At 68.1% G+C, this 17,880-nt stretch carries 18 protein-coding genes, 2 tRNA genes and 1 other RNA gene; 16 read left to right on the top strand and 5 right to left on the bottom strand.

The genetic code is table 11. The features are described from left to right. Window positions 1-103 precede the first annotated feature (103 nt). From E1202_RS06725 to E1202_RS06710, 4 genes are all read left to right on the top strand, one after another. Window positions 104-304 carry a hypothetical protein gene (locus E1202_RS06725; protein ID WP_132681675.1) on the top strand — a complete coding sequence of 67 codons (201 nt, stop codon included), beginning with the start codon at window positions 104-106 and terminating at the stop codon, window positions 302-304. 139 nt (window positions 305-443) lie between these two features. Beyond that, window positions 444-794, top strand: coding sequence for a WhiB family transcriptional regulator (locus E1202_RS06720; protein ID WP_132681674.1), 351 nt, complete (start codon window positions 444-446; stop codon window positions 792-794). Next, window positions 791-994 (top strand): hypothetical protein, encoded by a 204-nt coding sequence (locus E1202_RS06715; protein ID WP_132681673.1) that lies wholly within the window; start codon window positions 791-793, stop codon window positions 992-994. Before E1202_RS06720 ends, E1202_RS06715 begins: the two co-directional genes overlap by 4 nt. A 124-nt stretch (window positions 995-1,118) precedes the next feature. Continuing rightward, window positions 1,119-2,012 carry a class I SAM-dependent methyltransferase gene (locus E1202_RS06710; protein ID WP_132681672.1) on the top strand — a complete coding sequence of 298 codons (894 nt, stop codon included), beginning with the start codon at window positions 1,119-1,121 and terminating at the stop codon, window positions 2,010-2,012. A 109-nt stretch (window positions 2,013-2,121) separates the two neighbouring features. On the opposite strand, the gene E1202_RS06705 is transcribed toward E1202_RS06710, so the two are convergent. Together E1202_RS06705 and E1202_RS31275 are read right to left on the bottom strand one after the other, a co-directional pair. Beyond that, on the bottom strand, window positions 2,122-3,441 hold the full coding sequence (locus tag E1202_RS06705; protein WP_132681671.1) for an ABC1 kinase family protein: 1,320 nt from the start codon (window positions 3,439-3,441) through the stop codon (window positions 2,122-2,124). Between the two features lie 266 nt (window positions 3,442-3,707). Further along, window positions 3,708-3,857, bottom strand: coding sequence for a DUF5679 domain-containing protein (locus tag E1202_RS31275; protein WP_010693945.1), 150 nt, complete (start codon window positions 3,855-3,857; stop codon window positions 3,708-3,710). Between the two features lie 226 nt (window positions 3,858-4,083). Between E1202_RS31275 and E1202_RS06700 the strand changes: the two genes are divergently transcribed. Then, window positions 4,084-4,641, top strand: a complete 558-nt coding sequence (locus tag E1202_RS06700; RefSeq protein ID WP_132681670.1) for a M48 family metallopeptidase — start codon at window positions 4,084-4,086, stop codon at window positions 4,639-4,641. Between the two features lie 158 nt (window positions 4,642-4,799). Here the strand turns inward: E1202_RS06700 and E1202_RS06695 are convergent, their stop codons facing one another. Continuing rightward, window positions 4,800-6,221: a zinc-dependent metalloprotease gene (locus tag E1202_RS06695; protein WP_132681669.1), complete on the bottom strand. Its 1,422-nt coding sequence runs from the start codon at window positions 6,219-6,221 to the stop codon at window positions 4,800-4,802. 106 nt (window positions 6,222-6,327) lie between these two features. Here E1202_RS06695 and E1202_RS06690 point away from each other — a divergent pair, with 106 nt between their 5' ends. Beyond that, on the top strand, window positions 6,328-7,362 hold the full coding sequence (locus tag E1202_RS06690; protein ID WP_235877791.1) for a YlbL family protein: 1,035 nt from the start codon (window positions 6,328-6,330) through the stop codon (window positions 7,360-7,362). 216 nt (window positions 7,363-7,578) lie between these two features. On the opposite strand, the gene E1202_RS06685 is transcribed toward E1202_RS06690, so the two are convergent. Then, the gene (locus E1202_RS06685; RefSeq protein WP_132681667.1) at window positions 7,579-8,094 is read right to left on the bottom strand and encodes a PPA1309 family protein; all 516 of its coding nucleotides are present in this window, start codon (window positions 8,092-8,094) and stop codon (window positions 7,579-7,581) included. Between the two features lie 210 nt (window positions 8,095-8,304). Here E1202_RS06685 and E1202_RS06680 point away from each other — a divergent pair, with 210 nt between their 5' ends. The 3 genes from E1202_RS06680 (at window position 8,305) to E1202_RS06670 (ending at window position 11,766) form a co-directional block, all read left to right on the top strand. Next, window positions 8,305-11,187, top strand: a complete 2,883-nt coding sequence (locus E1202_RS06680) for a UPF0182 family protein (RefSeq protein WP_132681702.1) — start codon at window positions 8,305-8,307, stop codon at window positions 11,185-11,187. 183 nt (window positions 11,188-11,370) lie between these two features. After that, a tRNA-Met gene (locus E1202_RS06675) sits at window positions 11,371-11,444 on the top strand. A 248-nt stretch (window positions 11,445-11,692) separates the two neighbouring features. Further along, a tRNA-Met gene (locus E1202_RS06670) sits at window positions 11,693-11,766 on the top strand. A 63-nt stretch (window positions 11,767-11,829) separates the two neighbouring features. Here E1202_RS06670 and E1202_RS06665 read toward each other — a convergent pair. Beyond that, on the bottom strand, window positions 11,830-12,054 hold the full coding sequence (locus tag E1202_RS06665; RefSeq protein ID WP_132681666.1) for a hypothetical protein: 225 nt from the start codon (window positions 12,052-12,054) through the stop codon (window positions 11,830-11,832). Window positions 12,055-12,411: 357 nt separating this feature from the next. Between E1202_RS06665 and E1202_RS06660 the strand changes: the two genes are divergently transcribed. From E1202_RS06660 to ssrA, 7 genes are all read left to right on the top strand, one after another. Beyond that, entirely contained in the window at window positions 12,412-12,909 is a 498-nt protein-coding gene (locus E1202_RS06660; RefSeq protein WP_132681665.1) for a PadR family transcriptional regulator, read from the top strand. Window positions 12,910-13,042: 133 nt separating this feature from the next. Further along, entirely contained in the window at window positions 13,043-14,149 is a 1,107-nt protein-coding gene (gene prfB, locus E1202_RS06655) for a peptide chain release factor 2 (protein ID WP_132681664.1), read from the top strand. Window positions 14,150-14,251: 102 nt separating this feature from the next. Further along, window positions 14,252-14,941, top strand: a complete 690-nt coding sequence (gene ftsE, locus E1202_RS06650; protein ID WP_132625127.1) for a cell division ATP-binding protein FtsE — start codon at window positions 14,252-14,254, stop codon at window positions 14,939-14,941. Between the two features lie 74 nt (window positions 14,942-15,015). Beyond that, window positions 15,016-15,918, top strand: coding sequence for a permease-like cell division protein FtsX (gene ftsX / locus E1202_RS06645; RefSeq protein WP_132681663.1), 903 nt, complete (start codon window positions 15,016-15,018; stop codon window positions 15,916-15,918). Between the two features lie 78 nt (window positions 15,919-15,996). Further along, window positions 15,997-16,473, top strand: coding sequence for an SsrA-binding protein SmpB (gene smpB, locus E1202_RS06640; protein ID WP_132672953.1), 477 nt, complete (start codon window positions 15,997-15,999; stop codon window positions 16,471-16,473). A gap of 1 nt (window position 16,474) precedes the next feature. Then, entirely contained in the window at window positions 16,475-17,377 is a 903-nt protein-coding gene (locus tag E1202_RS06635; protein WP_132681662.1) for an amidohydrolase family protein, read from the top strand. Window positions 17,378-17,462: 85 nt separating this feature from the next. Further along, window positions 17,463-17,833: a transfer-messenger RNA gene (gene ssrA / locus E1202_RS06630) on the top strand. Window positions 17,834-17,880: the final 47 nt, after the last annotated feature.

The following is a 17,880-nucleotide window of genomic DNA, read 5'->3' as shown; positions in this document are numbered from 1 at the left end:
AAAATATGTTGCGGGTTGTACCTCGCGGCACATAACCTCGTAGACACGCGCGGGCCGAGTTGGCCCGCATTCACCGACGGAGACCGAGAAGGAGGTGGGGACAGTGAAGATCTTCGAGACCACGAACGCCCCGCGCTCCTTCATGGCCGGGGTTGTTTCGCTGCTCTCGGGCACCTTTGTGCTCGCTGCCGCCATTGCCAATGATCTGCGCGTCGAAAAGCCGCGTGGCTACGGCTTTGTCCCGGCGACCCTGCAGCACCCGCGCAGGTCGGTCCGTTGGTCTTTCCTGGATCCGCTGATCTAGGAGAGCCCCAGGCTTCTCAGAAGGCCGCGGACCTGCACGACGGGTCCGCGGCCTTTTTGCGTTCCTGGTTGATCCACAACCACAACCACATCCATCCACCACCACAAGTCGCCTGCCATCGACTACTGGAGGAAGTCGTATGTTCACCGCGAGTGTGCCGATACCCGAGTCGGCCGTGGACTCGCAGTTCGAGCCCGAGCAACCCACGGGCTCATCGCTGCAACGCCGCTTGCCCTGCCGCCGGGACCCGGACCTGTGGTTCGCCGAGAACCCGTCCGACCTGGAGCAGGCCAAGGTCCTGTGCAGCGACTGCCCGATCAAGACCGAGTGCCTGGCCGGCGCGCTGGATCGCTGCGAACCCTGGGGGGTCTGGGGCGGCGAGATCTTCGAACGCGGCGAGGTCGTCGCGCGCAAGCGCAGGCGCGGTCGTCCGCGCAAGCACCCACGTCCGGAAGAAGTCGAACCCCGCAAGCAGGAGCGAGCAGCATGACCAACACCACTGGACTGATCCACCCGAACAACGCGGAGATGCGCATGTACCCGACCGAGGAGCTGATCCGGATACATAGGAAGGAGATGATGGCCGAAGCCGAGCGACAACGCGAAGTTCGCTCGATGTCGGCCGGTCGCAGATGGCGGGCGATCGCTCGCTTCGCGACGAGAAGAGCCGAATCCGCTGAGCAGCGCTGAACTCCGTGATCGCGCGCTCGCGGGTGCCGCGTCGGCCGTCGCTCTCCGCGGCGGCCGACGCATTCTTGCTGAACCGGCAAAACGACGTGCGTGTTTCGCGGTGTCCGGTCTAGTGTTCCGGCTCGTGGGAGCACATTCGCATTCGCACGACAACATCGATTGGAACGCGCACCTGGAGCGCCTGCGCGCGGCCGACGACTTCATCGCACCGGACGTCACCGAGGTGGTCGCCAAGCTGCTGCGGCCCGGGGCCCACTCGGCGATCGAGATCGGAGCCGGTGCCGGCGGCACGGCGGCGATCCTCGCGAAGGGCCTGGCGCGCAACGGTGACGAGCCGCAGCTGACCATCGTCGACACCGCCGAACAACTGCTGACGGCGGCGGGGGAGCGGGCGTCGGAGGCCACTGAGGGCGTCACCGTGCGCACCGTCCGGGCCGATGCCGCCGCCGACACGCTGGCCGAGGAGATCACCGCAGCCGGTGCCCCGCCGCAGGCAGACCTGGTCTACGCGGCGTTCGTCGTGCACCACCTGCCCGACCAGCTCGCCGGCCTGCGCAGGTTGGCGGGGCTCGTGAAGCCCGGCGGGCGGCTGGCGGTCGTCGAGTTCGGTCTGCAGACCAGGGTCCTGCCCGCCGACATCGGCATCGGCGGTCCCGGGCTGGAAGCCAGGTTGATCAGCGCGAGCGAGCAGTGGTTCCAGCAGATGCGGACCGAGATGGACGACTCGGTCCGGTTGCCGATGGGCTGGCCGAAGGCCATGACCGAGGCCGGGCTCGTGGAGGCCACCTCGTTCAGCTACCTCATCGACCGGCCCGCGCCGCTGGACGAGTCCGGCCGGGCCGCGGCGCTGCGCCAGCTGTCGATGCTGCGCCGCGACGCCGACGAACGCCTCGCGGCCGAGGACGTCGAAGCACTGGATCAGCTGCTCGACCCCGACAGCGAGCACTACGCCGGCAGCCGGGACGACCTCTACTACCTCAGCGCCAACACCGTCCATCTCGGCACCAAACCCACCTGACACCCCTCTGACCTGCGCAAACTCAGGGCCGGGGGTGCCTCGATTCGAATTTCGCGCGAAGTTCGAATCGCCCTCGGTGGGGTGGCGTCTGCGGGGTGGTGGAGTCTTGTCAGGCCTCGGCTTCGGCGAAACCGGGTTGCCACTCGGCGATGATGTCGCGGGTGGCGACCTCGGCGTCGAGCTGGCACAGGATGCCCGTCGCGCCCAGCGTGACCCGGTGGATCAGCAGGTAGTCCGGCGGCAGGTTCAGCAGCCTCCCGGTGCGGAAGTCGGGGCTGCTCAGGTCGGAGACGCGTTCGGCCTGCCGCTGCAACCAGCGGCGGGTGAAGTGGAAGGTCTCGGTGCGCGCCGGGTCCACGAACGGCGCCAGGTAGGCGAGCACGTCCTCGGCCCGCAACTCCTGCTCCGGTTGCACGAACCGCTCCTCGCGCAGCAGCTCCAGCAGCTCGATCGACTGGTCGTGCAGAGCCAGCCTGATCATCTTGCCGAACGTCGGCGGCAGGCCGCCGGGGAGCCGGGAGACCGCGCCGAAGTCGATCACGCACAGCCGCTCGTCCGGCAGCAGCATGAAGTTGCCCGGGTGCGGATCGGCGTGCAGCAGGCCGACCTTCGCCGGGGTCGAGAAGTGGAACTCGGCCAGCAGCCGGCCCGCCAGGTTCCGCTCGGCCTGCGAGCCCTCGGCGATGATCTTCGAGAACGGCGTGCCGGTCACCCACTCCGTGACCACGACCTTCGGCGCGCTCGCGATCACCGCGGGGACCACGACCCGCTCGTCACCGGAGAAGACCTTGGCGAAGGTGCGCTGGTTGTCGGCCTCGATGCGGTAGTCGAGCTCCTCGACCATCCGCTCCTGCAGCTCCTGCAGCAGCGGCTTGACCTCGGCGCCCGGCGCCAGCGACTGGAAGAGGCGGGAGAACCGCATCAACTGCCGCAGGTCGGAGCGCAACGCCTCGTCGGCGCCCGGGTACTGGATCTTGACGGCCACCTCGCGGCCGTCGTGCCACACCGCGCGGTGCACCTGGCCGATGCTGGCCGAGGCCGCGGGCTCGTCGTCGAAGGACGCGAAGCGCGTGCGCCACGAGGCGCCCAGCTGCTCGCTCAGCACCCGGTGCACGCTGGAGATCGGCATCGGCGGCGCCGCCGACTGCAACTTGGTCAGCGCCTCGCGGTAGGGACCGGCCATCGCGTCGGGCACGGCGGCCTCGAACACGCTCAGCGCCTGGCCGAACTTCATCGCCCCGCCCTTGAGCTGCCCCAGCACCGCGAACAGCTGCTCAGCGGTCTTGGCGGCCACGTCGGCGTTGATCTCGGCGGCGTTCTGGCCGGTCATACGACGTCCCCAGCCCGCGGCGACCCGTCCGGCGACGCCCAGTGGCAGGCTGGCGAGCTTGGCGGTGCGGTGTGCCGCTTGGCGGGGAATGTCGGCCACGAATTCTCCTAGGTGCGCGCAGGAAAACCCTCTCGAAGACCGAAAGCCGTGCGGTCGCGATTCGGAAAACGAGAAACCCATCAACATGCTAGTCGTTCAAGAGCGCATCGTGGGTTGTGATCGGCATTCTGTTGAGCGGGGTTCGTTCCCGCGGCCGAATGGGTTGGGCCGACGGGAACGGTTAAGCGACTCAGAACGGATTCACCGCTCCGGGAAACCCCAGGAAACCGGGGCGGGGTGGGCCGCTGGCGGCCCACCCGTGCCTGTCACGCCTTGCCGAGGATGCGGGTCATCTTGGTCCCGCACACGGGGCACGTGCCCTTGGCCATCCGGCGTCCGTTGGTCTCCGAGACCTCACCGGAAAAGTCGCGCTTCTCCCGGCACTTCACGCAGTAGCCGTTGTACGTCTCGGCCACGGCTCCCCTCCTTCTGGTAATTGACCCAGCGCCACAGCTGGATCGCCGGCGCCCCCTGCGGGCGGCTGGGGGAACCGTACAGGCGGAGTAATTGAGATGCATGCATTACGAGCATGGCATGTTCGACTCGATGGAGTAATCATTCGTCCATTGATGGGAACTTGACCTTGAGGTGCAGCTCACAGGGGGAACCGTTTGTCGGAGCCAGTCGCTAAGGTCCACTTTCGTGGCTGAACCGCAGGTCGAGGTCCGCCGCAGCAAGCGCCGCCGCCAGACGGTGAGCGCCTATCGCGACGGCGACAAGATCGTGGTGCTGCTCCCGGCTCGGATGAGCCGTGCGGAGGAAAAGCGCTGGGTGGCGGACATGCTGAGCCGTCTGCAGCGCAGTGAGACGCGACGCCGATCCCCCGCGCGCAACTCGGACGAGGCGCTGGTGCAGCGCTGTCGTGAGCTGTCCGTGAAGTACCTGGACGGCAGGACCGATCCGAGCAGCGTTCGATGGGTCCCGCCGATGCGCACCCGCTGGGCCTCGTGCACGCCCAGCGAGGGCACCATTCGAGTGAGCGAGCGGCTGCGAGATGTACCCGGATGGGTGCTCGATTACGTGCTCGTCCACGAGCTCGCGCACCTGCTGGTTCCCGGCCACGGCGCCGACTTCTGGAAGTGGGTCGAGCGCTACCCGAAGACCGAGCGCGCCATCGGCTACCTCGAGGGCGTGGTCGCGGCGTCCCAGCTCCAGGTCGGCCTCACCGACGACGAGACCGAGGACCCCGAGGTCTCCTGACCGGAGCGCGGCTCCGGTGGGGGTGCGGGCCGCGGGTGGTCCTCGTCCGAACCGACCGGGTGAGACCGACATCGATCATGGACGGTGCGGATCACGACCGCCCGCACGCAACACCACCCGCCCACCGCGAGGTGCGGTGGACGGGTGGTGGGCGTGGATCAGGACTTGGCGTCGCCGTCGGAGCCGTCGGAGTCCGAATCGTCGTCGGCGGAGTCGCCCTCGGACTTCTCGGCTTCCTCCGCGCGGCGGATGGCCGCGATCGGGTCGTCGAGGTCGGAGTTCGAACCCCAGCGGTCGGCGAAGTCCAGCGGTTCGTCCAGGTCGGAGCTGTCGGGCAGCAGGTCCGGGTGATCCCAGACCTGGTCTCGGGCCTCGGTGCCGTGGCGCTCGGCCATCAGCCGCCAGAGGTTCGCCGCGTCGCGCATCCGGCGGGGGCGCAGCTCCAGCCCGATCAGCGTCGCGAAGGTCTGCTCGGCCGGACCGCCGCTGGCGCGACGCCTGCGGACCAGCTCGCCCAGCGCGTCCGCGCCCGGCAGCCGCTCGCCCAGAGCGTCGGCCACGACCACGTCGACCCAGCCCTCGACGAGGGCCAGCAGCGTTTCGAGCCTGGTCAGCGCGGCCTGCTGCTCCGGAGTGGTCTTCGGTTCGAGCATTCCCGAACCCATCATCTCCTGCATCGACGCGGGGTTGGACGGGTCGATCTTGCCCGCCAGGTCCTCCAGCGCCGAGGTGTCGATGTGGATGCCGCGCGCGTACTCCTCGACGGTGGCCAGCAACCGCTGCGCCAACCACGGGACGTGCCCGAACAGCCGGTGGTGCGCCGCCTCGCGGGCGGCCAGGAACAAGGTGGCCTCGCTGATCGGCCGGTCCAGGCCCTCGACGAACTTCTCGATGTTGGCCGGCAGCAGCGCCGCGGTCCCGGACGGTCCCAGCGGCAGCCCGACCTCGGTGGAGGTCAGCACCTCGCCGCCGAGCTGGGCCAGGCCGCTGCCCAGCTGCGATCCGAAGGTCATCCCGCCCATCTGGCCGAGCATGTTCAGCAGCGGGCCGGCGGCCTGCTTGGCCTCCTCCGGCAGCGCCTCCAGCCAGGCGGAGGACATGCGCTGCGCGATCGGGTCGCACAGCCGCTGCCACACCGGCAGGGTCTTCTCCACCCAGTCCACGGAGGACCAGGTCTGCACCGCGCGGACCCCTGCGGGCAGCGAGGTGCTGGCGTCGAGCCACAGCTCGGCGAGGCGGACCGCGTCCTCGATCGCCTTGACCTGCTCCTGGCTGGGTCGCTCGGTGCGCTGGTTGTTGTGCAGCTGCTGCACCGCGAGCTGCTTGGCCAGGTCGTAGTTGACCGGCCCGGACTGGCCGCTACCACCACCGGAGTGGCTCAGCGCCTGGCCGAGCTGGGTCAGCATCTGACCGAGCTGCCCGATGTCGAAGTTGCCGCCCGGTCCGGGCATGCCGGCGAAACCGAAGGGGTTGTCCCCCGGGTTGTTGCCGGCTCCACCCTCAGAGCGGCCTTGCGACGAGTCGCCCTTGTCGGGGTCGTCGGGGTCCTGCGAACTGAACCCGAACGGCATATTGGTCATAGTTCCACCGTACGCGGCCTCAGCCGCCCCTAAGAAGATGTCGTGGCTCTGGTCTGTGCGAACACCCGGGCACATCGCCAAGAGCGAACACGTACGCTGTCGCCTCGTGAACCGCCGTACCTGGACGCTGCTGACGAGTGTCGTGCTGGTTGTCGCCTTCGGTCTCCTCGGCGCGTTCGCGCGGGTGCCGTTCGTGGCGCTGGGCCCCGGGCCGACGTACGACACGCTCGGCCTGGAAGGCGACCACCCGGTGATCGGCGTCGAGGGGCACGAAACCTACCCGACCGCCGGTCACTTGAACATGACCACCGTATCGGTCACCGACCAGTTGTCGCTGTTCGGTGCGCTGGGCCTGTGGGTCTCCGGTCGCTACGCCCTGGCTCCGCGCGACGTCTACTTCCCGCCGAACAAGAGCGAGCAGCAGATCGAGCAGGAGAACACCGAGGCGTTCAACGACTCGCAGACGACCGCCGAGACCGCGGCGCTGCGCTTCCTCGGCTACCCGCACAAGGTGCTCATCGGCCAGATCGTCAAGGGCAGCCCGGCCGACGGCACGCTGGAGCCCGGCGACCGGCTGCTCAACGCCAACGGCAAGCCGGTCACCGACGCCGCGTCGCTGAAGGCCGCGCTGGCCGGGACGAAGCCCGGAGACCGGGTGGAGATCCGCTACCAGCGCGCTGACCAGCCCGAACAGGTCGCCAGCGTGCAGCTGGGGAGCAACGACCAGCCGGGCGGCGATCAGTCGCAGGGCTTCCTCGGCGTGGCCGCCACCGAGCGCCCGGACGTGCCGTTCGAGATCAAGATCAGCCTCGCCGACGTGGGCGGTCCCTCGGCCGGTCTGATGTTCACGCTGGCGATCATCGACAAGCTGACGCCCGGTGAGCTCAACGGCGGCAAGTTCGTCGCGGGCACCGGCGAGATCGACCCGGCGGGCAACGTCGGGCCGATCGGCGGCATCCCGTTCAAGATGATCAAGGCCAAGGAAGCCGGCGCCACGACCTTCCTGGTCCCGGCCGAGAACTGCGCCGAGGCCAAGTCGCAGGCCCCGGACGGCCTCCAGCTCGCCAGGGTCGCCCACCTCGTCGACGCCACCAAGGCGATGGAGGCGCTGCGCGCCAACCAACCCCCGGCAGCCTGCTGAGCACGCCTTCTGAACTGCGTCCAAGCGGCGCAGCCGCGAGCGCTGAAGGCCACTCTCGCAACTCGCACCGCCGCGGGTTCTGACACGTCGTCTGGCGAGGACGCCGCGACGCCGTGTATTGGCATACATCAGGAGCGGCGCCCGGAGTCCAGGCGGCGTGTCAGGTTCCGCTACCCGCACCGCCGCGCAGAACGACCACGGAAAATGAGTCCGATCTCAGGCGAAGGTGGCGCTCAGGGCCTTCACCAGGTTGGGAGCCAGTGAGGGGTCGCTGAAGACCTCGTCCTCCTCGCCGCGCAGTCGCATGACGCAGGACTGGCCGCCGCCGTCGCGCAGGACCGCGGCCACCAGCCGCGCTTCGCGCCGGTCGGGGTGCTCGGCGGCGAGCTTGCGGGCGCCGTCCTCGTCCTCGGGCAGCGCGGCCTCCGCCTCCGGCGGCAGCACGACGATCTCCTGCACCAGCGCGCAGCCGACGACCTGCTCAGGCCACTCGATGCGGGCCAGCGCCTCGCCGAGGTCCTCGGCGGGCAGCGACTCCTGCGCCAGCGGCGTCAGGGGAGAGGCCACCGGGTCGAGCTGGTCGGCCATCTCGGGTGCTGCGGCGATCATCGTCTCGGTCGCCACCAGGGCGAAGATCTGCGTCGGCTGGTCCCAGCCGGCGGACGCGACGAACTCCTCGACCTCGCGGGTCGCGACGGGGAGGGCGAACCCCAATTCCTCTGCGGAAGGCATGGCGGCAATCGTCGCAGAACCGCCTCCGACGGGGGCAGGCACGCCGAGTCGAGCCGATCGATACCGATCTGTGTCCGAAAAATACCGTTCGCGCGGGGCCTTCCAGGAACTTCACACCAGGGTCGTAGAGTTGAACATCACGAGGGAATCGTGTTCTCCGACGCGATTGCCAGGTTCAGCTGACCGTCCCCAGGAGCGTGCGCTGTGGCCATGCGGCCCCCGGTAGGAATGCCGAAACTATCCCGGCGAAGCAGAATCCTGCTGATTCTGGGCGGGGTCGTCCTGCTCGCCCTGATCCTCGGATCGCGGATGCTGGGCGCCTACGTCGACTGGTTGTGGTTCGGCGAGGTCGGATACCGGCAGGTCTTCACGACTCAGCTCGGCTCGCGGCTCGGTCTGGGCATCGTCGCCGCCGCCTTCCTCGGCGGGGTGCTGCTGCTCAACCTCTGGATCGCCTACCGCAACCGCCCGGTGTTCGTCCCGGTCAGCGGCCCGGACGACCCGCTGACCCGCTACCGGACGGTCATCACCGAGCACTCCCGGCTGTTCGGCCTGGGAGTGCCGATCCTGATCGCCGTGATCGGCGGGCTGGCCGCGCAGGCGGACTGGCAGACGCTGCAGCTGTTCCTGCACAGCGTCCCGTTCGGGCAGACCGACCCGGAGTTCGGCAAGGACATCAGCTTCTACGTCTTCCAGCTGCCGTTCTGGCGCATGGTGCTGTCCTGGGCGTTCATCGCGGTGACCGTGTCGTTCCTCGGCGCGCTGGTCACCCACTACATCTTCGGCGGCATCCGGCTCACCGGCCGCAGCGGCCAGCTGTCGATGCCCGCGCGGGTCCAGCTCGGCGTGCTGGCCGGTCTGTTCGTGCTGCTCAAGGCGGTCGACTACTTCTTCGACCGGTACGACCTGCTGCTGTCCCAGCGCAACAACCTGTTCACCGGCGCCAGCTACACCGACCTCAACGCGGTGATGCCGGCGAAGCTGATCCTGATGTGCATCGCGGTGTTCTGCGCGCTGGCGTTCTTCTCGGTGATCTTCCTGAAGAACCTGCAGATCCCGGCGCTGGCGACGGTCCTGCTTCTGCTGTCCAGCGTCGTGATCGGCGCGGTGTGGCCGGCTCTGCTGGAGCAGTTCTCGGTCCGCCCGAACGCCAACCAGCGCGAGGCCGTCTCGATCGAGCGCAACCTCGCGGCGACGAAGTCGGCGTTCGGCATCGGTGACGACAAGGTCAACTTCGTCGACTACCCGGGCAAGACGCAGCTGCAGCCCAGCGAGGTCGCCGACGACAAGGGCACCATCCCCAACATCCGGCTGCTCGACCCCAACGTGCTGTCGGCGACGTTCACGCAGCTCACGCAGCAGTACAACTTCTACGGCTTCCCCGACAAGCTCGACGTCGACCGCTACCGGGACGCCAACGGCCAGCTGCAGGACTACCTGGTCGCGCTGCGCGAGATCAACACCGACGGCCTGGCGGTCAACCAGCAGAACTGGATCAACCGGCACACCGTCTACACCCACGGCAACGGCTTCATCGCCGCACCGGCCGACCGTGTCGACTCGACCTTCAACGAGGGCGCCACGCAGGGCGGCTACCCGGTCTTCCAGATCAGCGACGTCGCCAACAAGGGCCAGGGCGGCATCCCGGTCGAGCAGCCGCGCGTCTACTACGGCGAGCTACTCGGTCCCGACGACTACGCGATCGTCGGCGGCAACCCGGGTGAGGCCCCGCGCGAGTACGACACCGACACCCAGCAGTTCACCTACGACGGCCGCGGCGGCGTGCCGATCTCCAACCCGTTCCAGCGGCTGGCCTTCGCCGCCTACTACGGCGAGCGGAACTTCCTGTTCAGCGGTGTGATCGGCGAGAACTCCAAGCTGATCTACGAGCGCAACCCGCGCGACCGCGTCCAGAAGGTCGCGCCGTGGCTCAAGCTCGACGGCGACCCGTACCCGGCGGTGGTGGACGGCCGCATCAAGTGGATCGTCGACGGCTACACCACGCTGAACAACTACCCGTACTCGAAGCTGACCGAGCTGGGCGAGGCCACCAACGACACCCTCACGGGCGTCGAGCGCCAGCCCAACCAACAGATCAACTACATCCGCAACTCGGTCAAGGCCACGGTCGACGCCTACGACGGCACCGTCGACCTCTACGCCACCGACGAGAACGACCCGGTCCTCAAGACCTGGGAGGGCGTGTTCCCCGGCGTGGTCAAGCCGGCCAGCGCCATCTCGCCGGAGCTGCGCGAGCACTTCCGGTACCCGGAGGACATGTTCAAGGTGCAGCGCAAGCTGTTGACCGAGTACCACGTGGACAACCCGGGCGACTTCTTCTCCACCCAGACCTTCTGGGAGGTGCCCAACGACCCCACGGCTCGCGGCACCGTCGGCAGCAGCGAGGGCCAGCAGCCGCCCTACTACGTGCTCGCCCAGGTCGAGGGTCAGGAGCAGCCGAACTTCCAGCTGACCAGCGCCTTGACCGCGCTGCGGCGGCAGAACCTCTCGGCGTGGGTGTCGGTGTCCTCGGACCCGCAGAACTACGGGCAGATGACCGTGCTGCGGTTGCCGACGAACACGCTGACGCCGGGTCCGAACCAGGTCCAGAACCAGATGGAGTCGACCCCCGAGGTCACCGAGAACCGGACGCTGTTCAACAACCCGAACGTCACGGCGATCTTCGGCAACCTGCTCACGCTGCCGGTGGCCGGTGGGCTGCTCTACATCGAGCCCATCTACATCCAGCGCAACGAGCAGGAGTCGTACCCGCAGCTCGCGCGGGTGCTGGTGTCCTTCGGCGGCAAGGTCGGCTTCTCCGAGACCTTGCAGGGTGCGCTCGAGCAGGTCTTCGGTTCCGGAGCGGGCCAGGCGACCCAGCCGGGCACGCCCGAGGGGCAGCCCCAGCAGCCGGGTGAGCCGCCCGCACCGGGGACGCCGGAGACCAGCCAGGAGGTCGGCGCGATCCGCGACGCGCTGGAACGAGTCCGCAAGGCCCAGCAGTCCGGCAACTTCGCCGAGATGGGCCAGGCGTACCAGCAGCTCGACGACGCCATCAAGCGCTTCGAGCAGGGGCAGGGCACCGGCGGCTGAGCCGTCCTTGTGTAAGTCGGCGGGGTGGGCGACCGGCGCGGTTGCCCACCCCGCCGACGCATCTGAAGGCCAGGTCAGGACAGGTGCGGAACGCTTTAGCCACCCCCGGTTTGAACGGCCTTCACCCGGTCCGTAAGCTAGTGCCTACAACAGAACGAAGCGGCTGGAATCTTCAGCCGACGGCGCGGGGTGGAGCAGTTCGGTAGCTCGCTGGGCTCATAACCCAGAGGTCGCAGGTTCAAATCCTGTCCCCGCTACGAGAAGCGTGTTCAATCCCCTCGGCTGGCGCCGAGGGGATTTTTCCGTTGTTCCTGTGTCTTTACGGGGGCCGAGCCCCCGCAGGCCCCCCACGGCGCGGTGGTTGGGCCGGGGTTGATCGTGGCGGTGGTTCCCGGCTTGGTGAGCTGGGGAAATCGGTTTCGGGACCCCCGTGCGAAGAGTGGTTTTCGGGGGTGTAGAGTTCTACTTACAACAGAACGAAGCGGCTGGAAAGTTCAGCCGACGGCGCGGGGTGGAGCAGTTCGGTAGCTCGCTGGGCTCATAACCCAGAGGTCGCAGGTTCAAATCCTGTCCCCGCTACGAGAGAAAAAGTGCCTCCGGTCTTCCGGAGGCACTTTTCTTTGCCTTCAGTCCTTCAGTCCTTCAGTCCTTCAGTCCTTCGGCCCACTTGCGAGCGCAGCCGGGGGAGCAGACCCTGCCCTCGCCTCGGACCACGGCCGTTTGGCGCATGGTGCGGCCGCAGACCATGCAGGAGTCCGTCTCGGCGCCGCGCTGCACCGGGACCATGGACTTGGCTCGTTCGGTGACCTTCTGGGTCACCTTCTCCTTGCTCTCGTTGACCTTGGTACGCAACCAACTGCGATGCACGCCCGAACCTCCTGCTTTCCATGCCGTGCGCCCGCCGGCGACCCGGCGGCCAACAGCAGCGTGAGGGTTACCACCTGTAGTTGTGCAGTTTCAGAACGTGATAGCACCTCATTGCGCGGCCAAGAACCCCCATACAGGCGAACGAGCGGGCGGGCGGTTGCAATGCGTGCACCTAGCAGGGCTGCATTCGGGTGGGATCTGTGATCGTCGAGGCCCCGCGCGCCGAAAAACCGGTAATCCCGGTCTGGAACCAATGGCGGAATGGTTCGTCCACTCGGACCAGTCAAGTGCAACCACTGTGGACAGAAGCGCCGACCACTGTGGACAGCTCCCTCGGGACGTGGCACCGTTGGTGCCGTGAGCGAGCTGAATGCGACATCCGCTGCCCTGTTGGGACTACTGCACGAAGGGCCGAAGACCGGTGGCCAGCTGGTCGCCGCGGCCACCGAGCGCTTCGCCGGGTTCTTCAGCGTCACCCGCAGCCAGGTGTACCGCGAGCTGCCCGCGCTGACCGAGGACGGTCTGCTGCGCCTCGGCAAGCAGGGTCCGCGCTCCAGTCAGCAGTACGCGATCACGGCCGCCGGGAAGAAGGCCTTCAAGGCGTGGCTGAACACCGCGCCCGGGCCTGACAACGTCCGCAGCCCGCTGATCCTCAAGCTGGTCTACTCCGGCACCCTCACCCCGCGCCAGCGCGCCGCGCTCGTCGAGTCCGCCCGCGCGCAGACCGCCGTGAAGATGGACGAGGCCCGCAACGCCGCCAAGACGGCGGGCGACCCCTACGAGAAGGCCGCCGCCGACTTCACCGTCGCTTACAACCGCGCGATCAACAAGCTCCTGGATTCGATTCCCGACTGACGCCCGGGACCGCTCGCGAACAACGGCTGCGCCGCTCGATCGGCGCAGCCGTTGTTCGCGTTCGCCCGCAGGAGAAAGCCGATCAGTGCCGTCCTCGTGGGCGGCCGCTCATCGGTGAAGTACCCTGAGCTCTGTGAATCCCGACGTCGCGGCCTCCCTCAAGGAACTGTCCAACACGCTCGAAGGCATCGAGAGCGTGATGGATCTCGACGCACTCCGCGCGGAGATCTCCGAGCTGGAGCAGGAGGCGGCCAAGCCCGATCTCTGGGACGACGTCGAGAACGCGCAGCGCGTCAGCAGCCGGCTGGTGCACCGGCAGGCCGACCTGCGCCGCATCTCCGAGCTCCGCCAGCGCGTCGAGGACCTCGAAGTCCTCTACGAGCTCAGCGAGGACGAGGGCGACAGCTCCGGTCTGGCCGAGGCCGACGAGGAGCGCGACCACCTCGCCAAGGACCTCGAAACCCTGGAGGTCCGGACCCTGCTCTCCGGCGAGTACGACCAGCGCGAAGCGATGGTCACCATCCGCGCCGAGGCCGGTGGCGTCGACGCCGCGGACTTCGCCGAGATGCTGATGCGCATGTACCTGCGCTGGGCCGAGCGGCACTCCTACCCGGCCGAGGTCTACGACACCTCCTACGCCGAAGAGGCCGGCCTGAAGTCCGCGACGTTCCGGGTCAACGCGCCCTACGCCTACGGCACCCTGTCGATCGAGCAGGGCACGCACCGCCTGGTGCGGATCTCGCCGTTCGACAACCAGGGCCGCCGTCAGACCTCCTTCGCCGGTGTCGAGGTGCTGCCGGTCGTCGAGGAGACCGACCACGTCGAGATCCCGGAGAAGGACATCCGCGTCGACGTCTTCCGCTCCTCCGGCCCCGGCGGGCAGAGCGTGAACACCACCGACTCGGCCGTGCGCATCACGCACATCCCGACCGGCGTGGTGGTGTCCTGCCAGAACGAGAAGTCGCAGCTGCAGAACAAGGCCGCCGCGATGCGCGTGCTCCAGTCCAAGCTGCTGGCCCGCAAGAAGGAGGAGGAGCGCGCCGAGCTCGACGCCCTCAAGGACGGCGGCTCCAGCTGGGGCAACCAGATGCGCTCCTACGTGCTGCACCCGTACCAGATGGTCAAGGACCTGCGGACCGAGCACGAAGTGGGCAATCCCGACGCGGTTCTCGACGGCGACATCGACGGTTTCCTGGAAGCCGGGATCCGCTGGCGCCGCCAGCAGCAGAGCGTGGCCTGATCGACGCCCAGCGCGTCCGTTAAAATCCCAGGTCACAAGAGGTGCGACCACCTCTGTGGGTGAGTGCGGGTCGCCCTATCGGGCGGGGGTAAACTCCCGGCCGTGATCCGCCTTGAGCACGTGTCCAAGACGTACAAGACGTCGACCCGGCCCGCTCTCGACGATGTCTCTGTGGGCATCGACAAGGGCGAGTTCGTGTTCCTCATCGGGCCATCGGGCTCCGGGAAGTCGACGTTCATGCGCCTCCTGCTGCGCGAGGATGTGCCCAGCCGTGGCCGGGTCTTCGTCGCGGACTGGAACGTCGCGAAGCTGCCCCGCCGCCGGGTGCCCCGGCTGCGTCAGCGCATCGGCTGCGTCTTCCAGGACTTCCGGCTGCTGAACAACAAGACCGTGGCCGAGAACGTCGCGTTCGCGCTGGAGGTCATCGGCAAGCCGCGCGCCGACATCCAGCGCGTGGTGCCGCAGGTGCTGCAGCTGGTGGGCCTCGACGGCAAGGCCGACCGGATGCCCAACGAGCTCTCCGGTGGTGAGCAGCAGCGCGTCGCCATCGCGCGCGCCTTCGTCAACCGGCCGCTGGTGCTGCTGTGCGATGAGCCGACGGGAAACCTGGACCCCGACACGAGCCAGGACATCATGCTGCTGCTGGAGCGGATCAACCGCACCGGCACCACCGTCGTGATGGCCACGCACGACCACGGCATCGTCGACTCGATGCGCCGTCGCGTCGTGGAGCTCAGCCTCGGCCGGGTCATCCGCGACGACGCCCGTGGCGTGTACGGCGTCGGCCGCTGATCCGGCGCGACCCGATCGCCCGGCCCGTGCACCCGAGGACACACACCCCCGAACGGCAGGAAAGCTGACCCAAGATGCGTGCGAGCTTCGTATTCAGCGAGGTCGTCAACGGCCTTCGGCGCAACGTGACGATGACCATCGCGATGATCCTGACGACCGCCATCTCGGTGGGTCTGCTCGGTGGCGGTCTGCTGGTGGTCCGGCTCATCGACAAGATGCAGGACACCTACCAGGACCGCGTCGAGGTCGTGGTGTTCATGACCGACGACGTCAGCGCCAATGACACCGACTGCAGCCAGCAGCCCTGCGCCTCGGTCATGTCGTCGCTCAAGAAGGCCGAGGGCGTCGAGTCGGTCAAGTACGAGAACCGGGAGCAGGCGTTCGCCAGCTTCAACAAGGTCTTCGAATCCCAGCCGGAGCTCAAGGACGTGGCCCGCGCCGAGGCGATGCCGGCCTCGTTGCGCGTGAAGCTCACCGACCAGGAGCGCTTCCCGCAGATCCAGGCCGAGTTCGCCAGCAAGCCGGGCGTGGACAGCGTCGTCGACCAGGCCGAGTACCTGGACCGGCTGTTCGACATCCTCAACGGCGTCCGCAACGCGACGTTCTCGATCGCGCTGGTGCAGGCGTTGGCCGCGTTGCTGCTGATCTCCAACACCATTCAGCTCTCGGCGTTCACCCGACGCACGGAGACCGGCATCATGCGCCTGGTGGGCGCGACCCGCTGGTACACGCAGCTGCCGTTCCTCCTGGAAGCGATGGTGTCGGGTCTGATCGGTGCGGTGCTGGCGATCGCCGGTCTGCTGATCGCGAAGGCGGCGTTCATCGACAGGGTCATGGGGCCGGTGCTGGGCACCGGCATCATCCCGGCCGTCGAATGGGGCGACATCGCGCTGATCTCGCCGATCCTCCTGCTGGTCGCGGGGGCGATCTCCGCGGTCACCGGTTACGTCACGCTCCGCCTGTACGTGCGGCTGTAGCCTGGTGCTCGGCGGCCCCTGCGGAAGGGGCCGCCGAGTTCGGCTTAACCGGGTGACACGAGGACTAGAGTTGTTCGCATGGTGAAGGAACGCGGCCGCAAGGTCATCTCGCAGAACCGCAAGGCGCGGCATGACTGGTCGGTGCTCGACGTCTACGAGGCCGGCATCGCGCTGACCGGGACCGAGGTCAAGAGCCTGCGCCAGGGCAAGGCGCAGCTCGTCGACGGCTTCGCCACTGTGGACGACGGCGAGGTCTGGCTGCGCAACGTCCACATCCCCGAGTACACCGAGGGGACCTGGACCAATCACGAACCGCGGCGCTCCCGCAAGCTCCTGCTGCACCGGCACGAGATCGAGCGGCTGGTCGGCAAGATCAAGGAGAGCGGGCTGAGCCTGGTGCCGATGTCGCTGTACTTCAGCGACGGCAAGGCCAAGGTCGAGCTCGCGCTGGCGCGAGGCAAGAAGGCGCACGACAAGCGTCAGGACATCGCCAAGCGCGATATGGAACGCGAGATCCAGCGCGCCATCGGGCGCGCGCGAAAGGGCCGGCGCTGACTTGACGGCACCGCACGACGACAACCGAATTCCCGCTTGGCTGGACGAACTCGGCTTGCCGGGTCTGGTCGACATCCACACCCACTTCCTGCCGCCGAACGTGCTGGACAAGGTGTGGGCGTACTTCGACAACGCCTCCGAGCACTACGGGATGCGGTGGGACATCTTCTACCGGCACGACGAGTCCACCCGGGTGCGGCTGCTGCGCGAGTTCGGGCTGCGGGCGTTCGCCCCGCTGGTCTACGCGCACAAGCCCGCGATGGCCGCGTGGCTCAACGACTGGGTTCGCGATTTCGCCCAGCGCACGCCGGACGCGGTCCCCACCGCCACCATCTACCCCGAGCGCGGCGTGGGCGACTACCTCGCTCGCGCGCTGGACGCGGGGGCCCGCTGCGTGAAGATGCACGTCCAGGTGGGCTCGTTCGACCCGCGCGACCCGCTGCTGGACCAGGCCTGGGGCCTGCTCGGCGAGACCGGCGTGCCGGTCGTCGTGCACTGCGGGCACGGTCCGATCGGCGGCGCCTACACCGGGCTGGACGTGTTCGAGGGCGTGCTGCGCAGGCATCCGAGGCTCACCGCGGTGCTGGCGCACGCCGGAATGCCCGACTACCTCGCGGCGTTGAACCTGGTGGAGCGCTATCCGCGGGTACACCTGGACACGACCATGGTCGGTGTGGAGTTCAGCGAGAAGTTCGCGCCGCTGCCCAAGGACTGGGCCGCCCGGATCGCCGCGCACCCCGACCGGATCGTGCTGGGCACCGACTACCCGAACATCCCGTACCAGTACGCCGACCAGCTCGCGGCCATCGCCGATTGGGCGGGCGGCGACCCCCGGCTCGGCAAGCCGTTCCTGCGCGCGGTGCTGCACGACACACCGGCGAAGCTGCTGGGTTTGAAGGTATGAGGGGTACGGGAATGATCGCCGGGGCCCGAGGCGTTATCCTGATGGACACCGGTTCGACAACCGGTGGCAAGTGGAGCATGGACATGGGGGTGAACGGTTTCGACTCCGTACGTTGATCCTTGGGAAGCGTGCCGGTGCAGGCGGGAGACCACCGTGAGCGTCGCCGCAAACAAATAAGCGCCGACAAGAGTCAGCGCGAGTTCGCCCTCGCCGCCTGAGCGAGGAGCGACTCTGTCGGACCGGGAACGCCTCCGTCCCGGAATCCGGCATCAGCTAGGAGGCTCTTACCGCTGGGTTCGGTCGCGGGACCCAGCGGGACATCAAACAGCGACTGGGCTCGTCACACCGGCTAGTTCGCGTGACCGGTGGAGCCGAGTAGAGGCATAGCGGACTGCGCACGGAGAAGCCTTGGTGAAGCGACGGAGGACCCGGGTTCGATTCCCGGCACCTCCACGGACCTCGGGGCGAGGTGTGTTCGCGGAATGCGCGGACCACCTCGCCCC

Origin of the sequence: Saccharopolyspora karakumensis, from assembly GCF_004349225.1 — a bacterium.
Taxonomy (GTDB): Bacteria; Actinomycetota; Actinomycetes; order Mycobacteriales; family Pseudonocardiaceae; genus Saccharopolyspora; species Saccharopolyspora endophytica.
This window is presented reverse-complemented; position numbering and strand designations above follow the sequence as displayed.